Raw genomic sequence first — 12,415 nt, 5'->3', positions numbered from 1 at the left:
AGTTGCGCTTGGATGGCCTCTGGGTCTGAGGAGCAAACGAATGAATAGACTGGGCATGGCTGCCCGTCAGCAAGGCACAGGGCGTTCTGAGACGCGCCAGTGACGCAGCATCAGCTCTTCCCAAAACGAGTTTCTGCTAGGCTTGCCCCTGTTGGCGATGGGGCAACGTGCCCCTGGTGGGTGCGCGCGGACGATGGCTTGTGTTACATCATCAAGGATGACGCGCCGCCGGCCGCCCCCTTCGTGCGAGCCAGTGAATTCATTTGGCTTTCCATCGCGAAAGCTATAGGCCTTGCGGCTTCGGCTCCAGAAATATTAGAGGACGTTTCTGGTCGCCAGCTTTTCGGATCGAGACGAGAACAATCGACCATCGGAAGAGATCAGGCCAGCTGCCTCCAGCACTTGCTAAGCGGGCAGATCCATGATGGCGGAATGCATCTGACGCGAATTTATGCGTTCGACTTGTTCTGCGCAAACTGGGATCGGCATCCCGGGAATTACCTTATTTTGAATGAATCCAATGCGTTGGTAGTCTTTGCTATCGATTTCAGTCATGTGGCTTTGCATCCAGGGAAAACCACTCCGGGCCTTGACCCCTTGATTCTTTTAAACTCTGCGACCCGGGTGTGGTTTAAGAGCGTGGTCCAGCCGTATGGGCACGATCTCGCGGCTGCGCTGGATGTTATTGATCGACTTCGAAAGCTGCCCATTTCCAAAATTGAGGCGATATTAACCGCGATCCCCTCCGATTGGCTGCCAGTAGCGGACCGAGACGAAATCGTTATTTGGTGGCGTGATGGTGGTCGAACAGCGAGAACGGATCAAATCGCAAGAGGCTTGAAAGATGGCACGTACATTTGAATTTGCCGTTCTGAGGCTCGTTCCCGATTTGGCACGAGGGGAGAGCATCAACTTAGGCGTGATCGTTTTCCACGACTCATCGGTAGACATCAGCGTCGGGGAAGTTTTGACGCGCGCACGTATCCTCTTTCCCGAGCTAAACGAAAGTGAGCTCAAAAAGAGCTTAGATGTCTTGAAGCGGCTTGGGTCGGCTCCCCTTTCCGCTCGCGAGCGGCACCGCGCGCTTTCGAAGATTGGTGCTTTTGCTCTGGGAGAGCTTGGCTCCTTCACCGTGAACGAAGAGAAGCCGGAGGCTTATTCGGCGCAGATTGCGATGTTGTTGTCGACATTTGTCGCGACGCCGCGATCCTCATTGTCAAAAATAAGGGCTAGTTCAAAACTAGCGACAGAGGTTCGCAAGGTTTTTCGTCGAGAGAAGGTTTTAGCCGCCATCGGCGACGCCGGTGCATTGTCTGAGCACAAGATTGTACCTGAATGGCCGATTCCGAGCAGGCCAAGCATTCGAGCGGACCTCGCACTCATGAACGGCATTATGCGCGTCTGCGAACTCGTTGATCTCGACCTTGAAGAAGACGGTCCTCCACCGCCGGCATTGTTTGCAGGGGTCGTCACGTTGGATGTTGCGCAGCGCGAAGTTGAGGCAAAGCAGCGCGTCTTCGCGTATCGCGCAAAAGGACCTGCCGCTAGGATCGATGAAGCCCTAGCGATAGCAAAAATGCATGCCTCCGAGATCATCGATTGGGAAAAAACAGTTGAGCGGGAGAAGTTTGTGCATGAATGGATCACCGCCGCTTACTCGCCTCCGAAGGAGGGGGCGACGCGCTAGATCTCGGGGAACAACCGCTTGACGCAGGAGGCGAAGAACCGGCGAACCAAGTAGCTGCGGATGATCGAGATCACCATGAAGATCAGGGTGATGGCGAAGCTCTCAGCGAGCTTCACCCGATACCCGAACAGCGGCAGCACGGCGTAATTGGCCCAGATGGAGACGCCGAACCCGATCAGGCTCGACGTCGCCACCTCAACCAGCGACATAACGCGGGACTGCTCCATCAGACCCGGCTCAGCGCCATCGTTACCAGACCGAACTGCACCTGCGTGGTGCCGGAGGAGCGACCGTGCTCCTGCCAGTGTCTCACGGCTGTGTCGATGTCGAGATAGAGCTGCTCGACGCTCGAGTCGTTGTGGATGATGTAGTCCGGCTTGAGCAGGTCGGTGCGCTCGCTGTCGTGAGCACCCCAGAGCACGCCGAACCAGTCGTAGAGCTTTTCGCCGATCCAGCCCCAGGAGAACTTCGCCGGCTTGGTTCCCGGGCGCTTGATCAGGATGGTGAAGCCGCCGAGCTGCTGGATCGCCTGCTCCTCGTTCGGGAAGCGGACGGAGTCGTTCATCACGGACTCGCCATCCGCGACGCCGGCAGCCCAGGTGTCAGCCCACAGATCGGAATTGATCAGCTCGCGACCCCACTCGGTGCCCAGCGTGATCTGCGCGTAGCGGGACGTGACGCCCAGCTCGGGGATCATGCACTCCTTGAGATCGCCCTCCAGGTAGCGAGTGATCATGTCGGCCGACATGCCGTTCGCTTTCAGAAGCACCGCCAGCATCGCCCGCAGCGGTTCTGCGATGTGCTTACGGCGCACGCCGTACTTCTGCTCCAGGTACAGGGCCGCAGTCGTCTTACCCGACTGAGCAAACCCCGACAGACCGATCACCAAGTTCATTTGCTCTCTCCTTTCACAAACTTGAATTCATGCAAACGACTAGGCAAGGGACGTCGCCGGCATCCGGATCACCGGCTTCTCTGGTCGCCATTTGCCCTTCTGGAGCGTGATCAGCGCTCGCTTGCCATCCGCGTACTGGATCACGTGCGAGACGGCCCAGCCGCTCGGTCCTTTGTTGTAGCCGTGGCGTAGGTTCATCGCGCCAGACACATAGACTCCTTCGTTGATCTCCGGGGAATGCTTGTCGCCGATGGTCATCTTGCGACCCATGCGGGCGAAGCCGGCCACGGTACCCTTGGCGCCATTCGCGCCGCGGAAGCCGTGGTTACCGACCTCGATGCCATCGATCAGACGGCTGTAGCCGTCATGGCACCACTCGATCTTGTCGCCGAGCTGCGGGTACTTCAGACGAACGGCGTGCTCCAGCAGCGAGAAGCGCGGCACCGGCAGATCGTTGTCGAGCGCGTGCGATCGCGCCTCGACGTGGCCGAGGTACGCATCCTCCAGCTGGAGGCCGAAGCGAACGTTGATGCCGTGATTCCGGTACCTGCCCTCGCGCGCGTACTTCTCCAGCGCCAGGTCATGGTTGCCTTCTGCCACGATGCCCAGGCGGTCCTCGCCGAGGGTGCGCAGCAGGAAGTCGCCACACTGCAAGACCTCGCACTCGAGGCTGTCGCGCCCGCGGATGGCCATCTCGTAGCTGTAGGCATTGTCACCAACGTGGTGATGGTTGCCCGGCTCGTTGTCGAAGATGTCGTGGTAGATCATGTGCTCCGGATTGAGCACGTCCACGACCGAGTTCCGGTACTTCGCCACGTTGCCGCGCATGTCCCAGCCGAACGTCGCCATGGTGTTGGCGGGATCGAGCTTGCGGACATGGATGTCGGCGAACGTGATCGCGCGGACCCGGTGGCCCGTCGTCACCTCCCCGTTCGCCACGCGGGCGTCGAGGTCATAGAAGGCGCCGTCGTCGCTGGCCGAGATCTGCCGGCAGAAGACGTCGCCCTCGTCGTCGAACTGCACCACGGTGGCGCCCACCACCTGGTGGAAGATCGACTTCACGCCGGCCTTGCGCGGGATGACCTTGGGGCGCGTGACAGCGCCCGACGTCATGACCTGGTGGGCCTGGACGTTCGGGTCGGTGGACGGCACGGACTTCAGCTGGCGCTTGGCGTGCGGAAACACGGCCCAGCGGCCACGGCTGTAGGTGACCAAGTCCGAGATCGGCTGCGAGGCTGTCGGCAGCGTGTTCATTTCGCCGCAGAACACGAAGTTGTCGCCGATCTTCATCTGGCCGAAGCACAGATAGGGCGACAGCTCGGTCGCGTACGCGCGCGCCGTTGGGTTGTTCTCCGCCCACCACTGCGTCTCGTAGGTCCAGGGACCGACGACGATCTTGGCGCTCAGGTATTCGGCATAGGCCAGCAGGTTGGCCCAGAACTCCTCGTGGAGCGGCGCATCGTTCTGCGCGCCCGTGAAGATGAAGTTCTGGTTCCGCGGATTCGTGATCGGGGCGACACGCAGGGTGTCGGTCATCCACGTCCGCGGTGTGCCCTCCTTGATGACGTAACCACCGACCGACCGATCGTAGCGGCGGACGAGGTAGGAGTCGATCAAGATGGCATCCGGGTTGATGACCGGGTAGTTCGATGAGGTGATGAGATTGGTAACCTCCGTCGAGAGATCCACGGCGCGCTTGTGCGCGTGGTCTTCGGCGGACAGTTCTTCGCCTGCTTCTTCGGCGCCGCGGGTGACGGTGGCGGCGAGCGCAGGCGGGATGTAGAGCGACCAGTCGACCGCATAATGCGGCTTGCCCTTGTCGCGCTGGGCTTCTTCGTCCCGCACCCAGCGGGGATAGTTGATGCCTTCACGGCGCTCCGCGGTCTTGGTGGCGGATGCCAGGCCCCCTCTCTGTCCCTGCGGGTGGTACCCCAGCTTGAGCAGGTCCTCGACGACGGCTTTTCTGCGGGCGCGTTCGTCGTTCGGCACGGGCGGCGTGGGCATTGAACCTCTGTGGATAGGTGGATTGTGTTCGCATTTTCCCTAGCACATTATTTGCATTCGTGCAAATTGCAGGGCTTTTTGCGTTCGCTTTGGGGTTCCCAGAAGGCATAAAAAAAGAGCCCCTAGACTGCGGGGTGTGCAAACCGGCAGTCTAGGGGCGAAGTCACAGGTGAGCGGCGCCGGTTACTTTCCAGCGCTCATATTGACCATTTTGAAGATGCGATCGACGATCAGGTCCGGCATCCTCATTACGTTTTCGGAGAGGTTGTCCATTCGCTCGGTCAGCCTCGTCTCGATGCTCTTCACGGTCTCCCAGGAGGCGTACTCCTCGGCGACCTTCAATTTGAATTCGGAAAGCTCCTTCTCGACCACATGGACCGCGGCGGCGCCCTCCTTACGGACGCTCTCCACCTTGCTCTCCATGCGGTACCAGACGCCGCTGACGAGGCCGGCAGCAGCGATCATCGGCCCCGCAAGGCTGAGGACGGTTTCAAGGGTGACGTCGGCGAGGCTCATTCGAGGAGGCCATTCTTCTCTGCCCTATCGAGCAGGGCCATGCAGGCCTGGGTGTCTCGGATGCTGCCGTTGGCCCGGATGAGCGCGGCGCGGTAGCGGGCGATCACCGCGCGCGCGTCGGCGCCGGCCTTGATCGCGGGAAGCTCGACCGTCTGGGCGATCCGGAGACACGCCTGAAGGTCCACGCGGTCCTGCCGCGGGGCTTCACTTAATGTTTGACAGGCTGCGAGCGTCAGCGGGAGACAGAGTAAAAGCCCCAGCTTTCGCAGCGCGCTTAGCCAGCTGCTTTTCATAGTCTGCTACTTTCTTTGCGAGTTTCTCGTTGTCCTGTTCCGTGCGCGCGACGCGCTCGGCGAGCTGGGCCTCAGCCTCCTCGTCACGGCACTGTGGGTGCCTGGTCTCTTTAGGACCATTGCACTGCCAGTACGGGATCTCGGGAGCCGCTGGCTTCGCCTGCGCCTCGGCGAGCTGCTTCTTCAGTTGCTCGATCTGAGGCTCGAGTTTTGCGGTCGTGCTGACGACGCCGCGGTGATGCGTGTAGGCAAGGATCGCCGCCGCGACGAGCAGGGCTGCAACAACCCTGCCCGCCGTGGTGCCGAAAAATGCCCTCGCCTTTTCGAGGAACTTATCCAAGGTGGACTCCTGCTTGATGGTCTTCGAGGCGGCGCTTGATGACGTCGCCGTACAAGCGCCAGGTGATGAAGCCGACCACGATCACGCCGACCCACCAGTACGGCGCGAGGCCGGTAGCGAGGTCTCGGACGGAGTCGAGGACGCTCTTCGCAGCCTGCACCTGACCGACCATGTCCTGAGCCTGGTCGAGGAGACCGGTCTGGGACGCGCCACCCACGGCGCCGGCACCAACCAGGATCTTCGACACCAGCGAGCCCTTGTCGGCCGCTGCGACCGTCTGCGAGCCAGTGGCCCGGAGATCGTCGACAGTCGCCGTCTGGCGCTCAGCGGCTGGCTCGCGAGCCTGATCCGCGGTGGCGTTTTCGAGGTGCTGCGTGGTCTCGTCGTTCGGGTGACCGGTGATCTTGAGGCCTTCCTTCCGCTGGAACGCGGAGGTCGCGCCCGTAGTCAGATCGCCCCAGTCGCCATCGATCTTCCCAACCGGGTAGCCCAGCTCCTTGAGCTTGGACTGGTAGATCACGGTGATGGTCTTGCTCGGCTTGGCCTCGAAGCCGTTGGCCAGGCGGCGAGCCCAGACGGCGTCTGCGTTGCGGATGCGAACGTCGTAGTTGTTCTGCTTGTAGCCGGGGCCGTTGTAGCCCTTGGCGAACGACGCGAAGTCCTTGGCCTTCAGGAAGCGGTCGAGCTTGCTCGACTTGATCTCCCGCACCAGGGCCTCGATCTGCTCGGCGACGCCCTTCGACAACTCGGCGACCATGGCGGTCGCGTTCTCGTAGTGCAGGCGCTCTGCGTTGAAGCCCATGGTCTGGCCAAGGCCCCAGGACGCCGCTCTGTTGGCGACTTCCTCGTCGATCTGCCTTGCCCGCGCGATTACTGCGAGGCGGCCAGCCGAGGTGCCCTGGTCCTTGTACTGGGTGTTCCGGCTCCACTTCGGGATGGCGAGGCCGGCCTTGATGGCTGCCTTGAGCTTGCTCGGCTCGTGACTGGCCATCTCGGAGTAGAACTTGTGCCGCTCGAAGAGCAGCGAAGGCGTGCGATTGTCCTGCTCGAACGGCTTGCCCGAGGTCTCGCACTCGACAACAGCCAGCAGCGCGGACGCCGGCCAGCCGTTCTCGTTCGCCGCCGCGACGATGGCGTCGATGATCTCTTTGCTGAACATTTGACTCTCGTTGGGGATTTACATGATCGGGTAGATGTCTTTGATGTTTGGCGGCACGAGTCCGTGACTCAGAAGGTCGCCTACAGTTTCGTTCCCGATCGGCTGGAGAAACTCCTTGCTCGCCAACGCCAGGTTATCGCCTGGTCCAGACGCCTTGCATTCGAGCGTCGTCTTGATGCCCGAAGATCTGACGTAGGTGTGGGTGGCTTTGTCGACGAGGAAACCTCCGTCGATGCCATCTCTCATTCCGGTGACGAGAATTGCTTGCTGATCTCGGATCCAGGGATCGCCCTTGGCGAGATCGAACTTCGCGGTCATTTCTGCCCGCTTGAGCGCTTCCATTTTGGATTGCGCGGCTGCCAGCGCTTCTGCGGCGCTGTTGAAGACTCCGCCGAGCTGGACGGGACCACCGAAGGTCTGGCCTCCAGAGTCCTTGCCGCCGGCAGCGTGGTCGACCCAGCGTCGGATCATGTCCTTGTCGTCCCACCATGACGCCTGCACGGAGCCCGCGGTTGGACGGCTGGAGTGCTTGACGCTCCACTGGCCGAAGTGCGCGGGGTTGAGGATCAGCGTTGCCATATCGACGCCGCTTGCGCTCTTCAGCCCATCGCGCTTGATGAACAGCAGCTGCCCGTTCACGACCTTCGCCACGGCGCCGTACATGCGCTCCAGCTCATGGATCATGTGGTAGTTGCTGGTGATCTGGTTCTTGAACGGGATCGTGATGCCGGCGAGATTTCCGCTGATCGCGGACCCGAGACCGCTCTGCCCGGCCATGCTTCCGAGGATGTCGCCGAGCGATTGGTTGGCGAACTCCTTGACTACGGGAGCCTTCTGCAAGTCGTTCAACCCTGCGGACTCGCCGACCAGCTGGATCGCGCGCGGCGGGCCGGTGAAGATGACGTCGGAGATGTTGAACGTGCCCATGAAGGCAAGTCCGATCTCCTCGTATCCCAGCCAGATGCCCAGCGTCTCGCCGGGGAAAGGGCGCGAGATCGCCCAGTCGCGATCGTCAAGGGTGATGGTGCAGTGGTCGGAGTCGCCGCCGCCGGCCGTCAGATCGACCTTGATCTGGGTACACCGATCATTGAAGCGGTCGGTGATGTCGACCCCGCCTTTGTAGATGCGGTAGATCGGGGTGTAACCTGTGGGCACGCACACTCTCCAAAATGAAAAAGGCCGCCCCGAAGGACGGCCTGTCTGACCCAAATATGAGCCAGGGGGAATTATTCCCAGAGGAAGACCTTCTTCAGCACCGGGGGAGCGGTGAGCGTGCGGGGCGCCTCTGGAAGATCGATCTTGAGCCCGAGAGGCAGGACCATGCCGCGCTCCTCGATGCCCGGGTTCTGTTCGATGACCCATTCGACGATCTGATTTGACGTCGAGCCGTATCGCTCGAAGCAGATGCGATCGAGGCGATCGAACATCTTCGTGACGTAGGTGACCGTCGCCATCAGAGATTGATCCTCGTGGTGATCGGCGCCTCGTCAGTAGCGTTCTTGCCGAGGTCGTCGCCGTAACGGCTCAACTCGAGTGTGAAGTCGATCTTGTGAGCGATACCGACCGCTCCGATCTTACTCTCGACCGAACGCACGCGCTTGATGACGAAGTTGCCGAGGTTCTCCAGGGAGTATCCGACCGGATCGGTCAGCGGGTAGAACCGGCCGAGCATCATAGGCTTGCCGGCGCGGCCTGCCTCGCGCAGCCGCTGAAGGGTGGACAGGCCGCCGAAATGGTACGGATACATCTTGCCTTCGACGACGAACTGCTCTTCGCCGGGACCGACGAACTGCATCGCAGGATCTCGCGACAGTCGGTCGGCGGAGACCCAGGTGAATTGGGCGTCGCGCTGCAATGACTCGAACGTCGGAGTGTCGACGCCGGGCAGCGGAACGTAGAAGAGGATAAGGCCGGTCGTGGGGTCCTCGCCCGGCGCAACCGGGTTCAAAGAGCCGAGGCCCATAAGTACGTTTGCCATGAAGTCCTCTGAAAGGTGAAATGGAAACCCCGGCCCCGTAGGGCCAGGGTGATTTTCGTTTAGGTGTATTCGGACTCGGTGTCGTGCATGCGCCACTGCATCGACTCGTCGATGCGACGCTGCACGAGGTTCGCCAGAGCCTCCGGATCGTGGCTGTTGCCGTTGATGTTGATGGTCGAGGGGCCGAAGCCGCCGCGCATCATTCCGGGGCCGAGTGTCTGACCGGCCGGCACCTCAGGCACCTTACTCGTGATCGAGCTGGGCGTCGGAACGGAGCCGATCGGAGCGTCGCCGCTGCCGGCGATGCCCTGCTCGATGAACCTGCGGTAGTTCATCGCACCAGCGCGACCGCGACCCCAGCTCGATCCGGGACCAACCCAGTCGGTGAACTCGTTGCCGTCCTTGGGGCTGATCTTGAACCCCTTGATACCGGTCCTCGCCGATCCGTTGGGATCGGTGGCCAAGCCTTGATCGGTGTAGCCACCGATGACATGACCGCCTGCGAGAGCGCGCTGGGTGAAGGCGTCGTACTTCGCGTACTCCGCCGGATTGGCCTGCATCCTGCGGATTGCACCATAGATCTCACCACGACGGATGGGACCGTAGAAGCTGTTCTGCCTACCGTACTTGTCGGTGCTGCGAACGCCATCGGCCGAAAAGCCGAGCATCTGTCGCAGCGTCTTCCCCTGCATGTCTGCACGGTTCATGAGGCTCTCGATCGTTCCGCCCTTGCTGGCTCCCTCAGTCTGCTGCATGGCAGCGAGGTGCAGCCTCAGGTTCGGATCGTTCTTGATCTCCTCGGCGAACTTGGCGCGGCGCGCTTGGAGGAACGCATTACCACTGAGACCCTGGCCGACACTCATGTCGGCGGGTCCGCCGGCCGGTGCCCCACCAATGCTTGGCACGCTGCTGCCAACGCTCGGCACGCTGCCGCTCGTCGAGCTGCCACCACCGCCGCTGAACGACGGGATGCCGTCACGTTTAATGATGCCACCAGATCCGACGCCGAAGTTCGGCAAAGCCTGACCCGGCGTGCTGTTGAGCAGCGCGTTGGGAGTGCCGGCGCCAGAGAGGACATTGCCAGACAGCCCGCCTCCACCGCCACCTGAGCTGGTGGTGTAGGAAGCGTTCATGATGCCGCCACCACGGTTGACGGAGCTGAAATCGGTCAGGCCGCCCCGGAAGGCGACCTTCTCGATGTTCTTGCCCAGCTGCTTCACCTCTTCGCCGATGCTCGACTGCTTTTCGAGCTTGGCAGCCTTGTCCTTTTCCTTCTGCTCGCGAGCCTTCTTCAGCTCGTCGATCAGGGCCTTCGTCGCTTCGGTGCTGTTGGACTGGCCTTGGCCGAACGTGTCTTCCAGCAGCTGCAGGATGCCGAGGCCCCCGAGCAGCTTTCCAGCGCCAGCGAGCGCTCCAGATCCGGCATCGCCGATCTTTCCGGCGATCGCACCAACCGCGCCCTTTGCGAGCTTGGCGGCGCCGAGTGCCTTTCCGATCTTGACGATGATCTCCGCTAGCGTCCACAGCGTGCCGAGGACCGGCGCGATGAAGCGCAGAGCGATCGTGAAGCCGAGGAACTCAGCGACAAACCGAGCCATCGCCTCCGGATCAGCGGTGTCGACGCCGAACATCTTGCCGAGGAAGGTGAACACCTTTCCAACGGCGGTGAAGACGTTCGTCAGGCCTTCGGTGAACCCCTTGGCCACCTTGAAGAACAGCTCCGCGTTGACCTTGAGCTTTTCCGGATCGCCGAGAGTCTTCTCCAGCAGGTCGGTCCAGCTGTCGAAGCCGAGACCCTTGACGATGCCCTCCATGGCCTTCTCGACGGCCTTGCGGATCTTGCTTTTGTCGAGCTTCGCGATCCAGTTCGTCAGCCACGGAACGATCTCATTGAAGGACTGTTCGAGGCCGGCGCCCATCGTTTCCCAGAGCAGAGTCCAGGAAGCGATCAGCGAGTTCCAGCGGCCCTTCAGCGACTTGAGCTTCTTCTCCGAAGCTTCGTCGAGGTAGTTCTTGTTCTTCGGGTCCTTGATGGCGCCGAGCAGCTCGCGGATCTTCTCGCGAACCTGGACGAACTGCATCAGCTCGCCGCTCCACTCACGCTGGCCGATCTGGTAGGCGACCTTCGAGCGGTCCTGCTCGGACATCTCGCCCATCTTGTCCAAGATGGTCATGAGCGTTTCGGTCGGGTTCGCAACCGCGGCGGCCGAGAGACCGGCCTTGCCGCCCATTCCGAGCTTGGTGGCTGCAGCGCCGAGCGCCGTGCCGCGAGCGCCCTTCTTGAACTTCGCGTTGACGAGTTCGGACACCATGTAGTCCATGAAGGTACCGGTCTTGCTGGACTGCAAGCCCGCCGAGATGCCGCCGGCCGTGAATGCCGACAGATCCTCCATGGTCATACCCAAGCTCATCACGGAGCTACCGCGACGGTTGGCCGCGACGATTTCGTTCGCGTCCGCGCGAGAGTCTCGAGCGGCGATCGCGATGGCCGTCATGATCGAGGTCAGCTTGGCCGGGTCGAGGTTCTTCATGTCACCCAGAAGGGTGGCAGCGCCGCCGGCCAGCTTGGTGGTCTGGACCGAATCCATTTCGAGGCCGACCGAGGCCTTCATGATGGACTCGGTGACTTCCTTGGCGATCCTGTCAGGGATACCCGCCTTCGCCACTTCGGTGAAGGCGTCCATCATCTTGTCGGGCGAGAGACCAAACTTGATGGCCGAGGCGTCACCCCAGGACGAGCGCATCTTCTCGACCTGCTCTTTCGTCAGGCCGCCGAAGATCTGCATGTTCGTCTCGGCCGTATCCATCCGCATGCGGGTGGAAAGAGCGCTCTTGGCCGCGTAGCCGGTGCCGGCCGCAGCAGCTGCGCCATACAGCGCGGCATTCCGGCCGAAGCCGACCATGCCATCATAGCCGCCCTTCAGGCTTCGAAGCAGCTCGCGCTGGGTGCGCTGGCGGTGCCGTAGGATTTCCCTCTCGGTCCGCTCGACGTTCCTCTCGCGCTGGCGTTCCGCCGCATCGTCTGCCCTTGCGATCCGGTCACGGATACGGGTCTCGATCTGTTCACGCCTCTCGGCGGCGGAGTTGAACACTGCCGCGTAGGCGTCAGCGTACTTGATCTGCCGGCGGAGCCTGGTCGTGAGGTCCTTTTCTTCTTTCTTGGAGGTGGCTCTGGACAGCTTGTCCGCGTTGGCCAGGATGTCGTTGGTCAGCGTGGTGTACGCAGAATGCGACATCTTGCCGGCAGCCTTGGCCGCCCGCGCTGTGTCCATCATCGAGCGGGACAGGGTGTCGACCGCCTGGTTCGCGCCCAGAATCTTCCGGCGCGTTCCCTCGTCAATAAAATTGGTGCTGAGCTTGACGTTGGCGAGCTTCTTCGCCTGCTCGTTCATGCGCTCCAGATCGCGCATGTAGCGCTTGATCGGCTGCATATCCCGCTCTTCAGCCGATAGTCGCAGCTTAAGATCGAGAATTTCCTGTTCAGTCGACATCAACCGCTCCGGTGGTGAGTAGAATCAAAAAGAAAAGGCCCAGGGCGTTAGC

General features: G+C 61.6%; 13 protein-coding genes. 2 read left to right on the top strand and 11 right to left on the bottom strand.

All coding sequences use genetic code 11. The features are described from left to right. Window positions 1–198 precede the first annotated feature (198 nt). On the top strand, window positions 199–861 hold the full coding sequence (locus ACFLEY_RS22760; RefSeq protein ID WP_396604913.1) for a hypothetical protein: 663 nt from the start codon (window positions 199–201) through the stop codon (window positions 859–861). After that, complete coding sequence (locus tag ACFLEY_RS22755) at window positions 845–1,687, top strand: DUF3037 domain-containing protein (protein WP_396604912.1); 843 nt, start codon at window positions 845–847, stop codon at window positions 1,685–1,687. The genes ACFLEY_RS22760 and ACFLEY_RS22755 overlap by 17 nt, the downstream gene beginning before the upstream one ends. Here the strand turns inward: ACFLEY_RS22755 and ACFLEY_RS22750 are convergent. The 11 genes from ACFLEY_RS22750 to ACFLEY_RS22700 form a co-directional block, all read right to left on the bottom strand. Next, the gene (locus ACFLEY_RS22750) at window positions 1,684–1,896 is read right to left on the bottom strand and encodes a hypothetical protein (RefSeq protein ID WP_396604911.1); all 213 of its coding nucleotides are present in this window, start codon (window positions 1,894–1,896) and stop codon (window positions 1,684–1,686) included. The genes ACFLEY_RS22755 and ACFLEY_RS22750 overlap by 4 nt on opposite strands. Before the next feature lie 17 nt (window positions 1,897–1,913). After that, window positions 1,914–2,582, bottom strand: coding sequence for a hypothetical protein (locus ACFLEY_RS22745; RefSeq protein WP_396604910.1), 669 nt, complete (start codon window positions 2,580–2,582; stop codon window positions 1,914–1,916). A 39-nt stretch (window positions 2,583–2,621) separates the two neighbouring features. Next, the gene (locus tag ACFLEY_RS22740; RefSeq protein WP_396604909.1) at window positions 2,622–4,586 is read right to left on the bottom strand and encodes a hypothetical protein; all 1,965 of its coding nucleotides are present in this window, start codon (window positions 4,584–4,586) and stop codon (window positions 2,622–2,624) included. A gap of 183 nt (window positions 4,587–4,769) precedes the next feature. Beyond that, the gene (locus ACFLEY_RS22735; RefSeq protein WP_253623485.1) at window positions 4,770–5,102 is read right to left on the bottom strand and encodes a hypothetical protein; all 333 of its coding nucleotides are present in this window, start codon (window positions 5,100–5,102) and stop codon (window positions 4,770–4,772) included. After that, complete coding sequence (locus ACFLEY_RS22730; RefSeq protein ID WP_259243027.1) at window positions 5,099–5,287, bottom strand: hypothetical protein; 189 nt, start codon at window positions 5,285–5,287, stop codon at window positions 5,099–5,101. Before ACFLEY_RS22730 ends, ACFLEY_RS22735 begins: the two co-directional genes overlap by 4 nt. A 19-nt stretch (window positions 5,288–5,306) precedes the next feature. Continuing rightward, window positions 5,307–5,735, bottom strand: coding sequence for a hypothetical protein (locus ACFLEY_RS22725; protein ID WP_396604908.1), 429 nt, complete (start codon window positions 5,733–5,735; stop codon window positions 5,307–5,309). Next, window positions 5,728–6,894: an N-acetylmuramidase domain-containing protein gene (locus tag ACFLEY_RS22720; RefSeq protein ID WP_253623482.1), complete on the bottom strand. Its 1,167-nt coding sequence runs from the start codon at window positions 6,892–6,894 to the stop codon at window positions 5,728–5,730. Before ACFLEY_RS22720 ends, ACFLEY_RS22725 begins: the two co-directional genes overlap by 8 nt. Window positions 6,895–6,912: 18 nt before the next feature. Then, window positions 6,913–8,049 (bottom strand): phage late control D family protein, encoded by a 1,137-nt coding sequence (locus ACFLEY_RS22715; RefSeq protein ID WP_396604907.1) that lies wholly within the window; start codon window positions 8,047–8,049, stop codon window positions 6,913–6,915. A 71-nt stretch (window positions 8,050–8,120) separates the two neighbouring features. Next, a complete protein-coding gene (locus ACFLEY_RS22710; protein ID WP_253623480.1) occupies window positions 8,121–8,348 on the bottom strand; it encodes a tail protein X in 228 nt (75 codons plus the stop codon). After that, window positions 8,348–8,857, bottom strand: coding sequence for a phage tail protein (locus ACFLEY_RS22705; RefSeq protein WP_396604906.1), 510 nt, complete (start codon window positions 8,855–8,857; stop codon window positions 8,348–8,350). Before ACFLEY_RS22705 ends, ACFLEY_RS22710 begins: the two co-directional genes overlap by 1 nt. 74 nt (window positions 8,858–8,931) lie before the next feature. After that, entirely contained in the window at window positions 8,932–12,363 is a 3,432-nt protein-coding gene (locus ACFLEY_RS22700; RefSeq protein WP_396604905.1) for a phage tail tape measure protein, read from the bottom strand. Between the last annotated feature and the right edge of the window lie 52 nt (window positions 12,364–12,415).

Source organism: Bradyrhizobium sp. YCK136 (genome assembly GCF_044570075.1).
In the GTDB taxonomy this organism is placed as follows: domain Bacteria; phylum Pseudomonadota; class Alphaproteobacteria; order Rhizobiales; family Xanthobacteraceae; genus Bradyrhizobium; species Bradyrhizobium diazoefficiens.
Note: the sequence above shows the minus strand (reverse complement) of the source record. Positions and strands in the feature narration are given on the sequence as shown.

What these genes read in the sequence shown, in the direction of transcription:
- ACFLEY_RS22720 (WP_253623482.1), bottom strand. Translation starts at nt 6,894, where the DNA reads ATGTTCAGCAAAGAGATCATCGACGCCATCGTCGCGGCGGCGAACGAG.
- ACFLEY_RS22710 (WP_253623480.1), bottom strand. Translation starts at nt 8,348, where the DNA reads ATGGCGACGGTCACCTACGTCACGAAGATGTTCGATCGCCTCGATCGC.
- ACFLEY_RS22745 (WP_396604910.1), bottom strand. Translation starts at nt 2,582, where the DNA reads ATGAACTTGGTGATCGGTCTGTCGGGGTTTGCTCAGTCGGGTAAGACG.
- ACFLEY_RS22705 (WP_396604906.1), bottom strand. Translation starts at nt 8,857, where the DNA reads ATGGGCCTCGGCTCTTTGAACCCGGTTGCGCCGGGCGAGGACCCCACG.
- ACFLEY_RS22740 (WP_396604909.1), bottom strand. Translation starts at nt 4,586, where the DNA reads ATGCCCACGCCGCCCGTGCCGAACGACGAACGCGCCCGCAGAAAAGCC.
- ACFLEY_RS22700 (WP_396604905.1), bottom strand. Translation starts at nt 12,363, where the DNA reads ATGTCGACTGAACAGGAAATTCTCGATCTTAAGCTGCGACTATCGGCT.
- ACFLEY_RS22750 (WP_396604911.1), bottom strand. Translation starts at nt 1,896, where the DNA reads ATGTCGCTGGTTGAGGTGGCGACGTCGAGCCTGATCGGGTTCGGCGTC.
- ACFLEY_RS22755 (WP_396604912.1), top strand. Translation starts at nt 845, where the DNA reads ATGGCACGTACATTTGAATTTGCCGTTCTGAGGCTCGTTCCCGATTTG.
- ACFLEY_RS22735 (WP_253623485.1), bottom strand. Translation starts at nt 5,102, where the DNA reads ATGAGCCTCGCCGACGTCACCCTTGAAACCGTCCTCAGCCTTGCGGGG.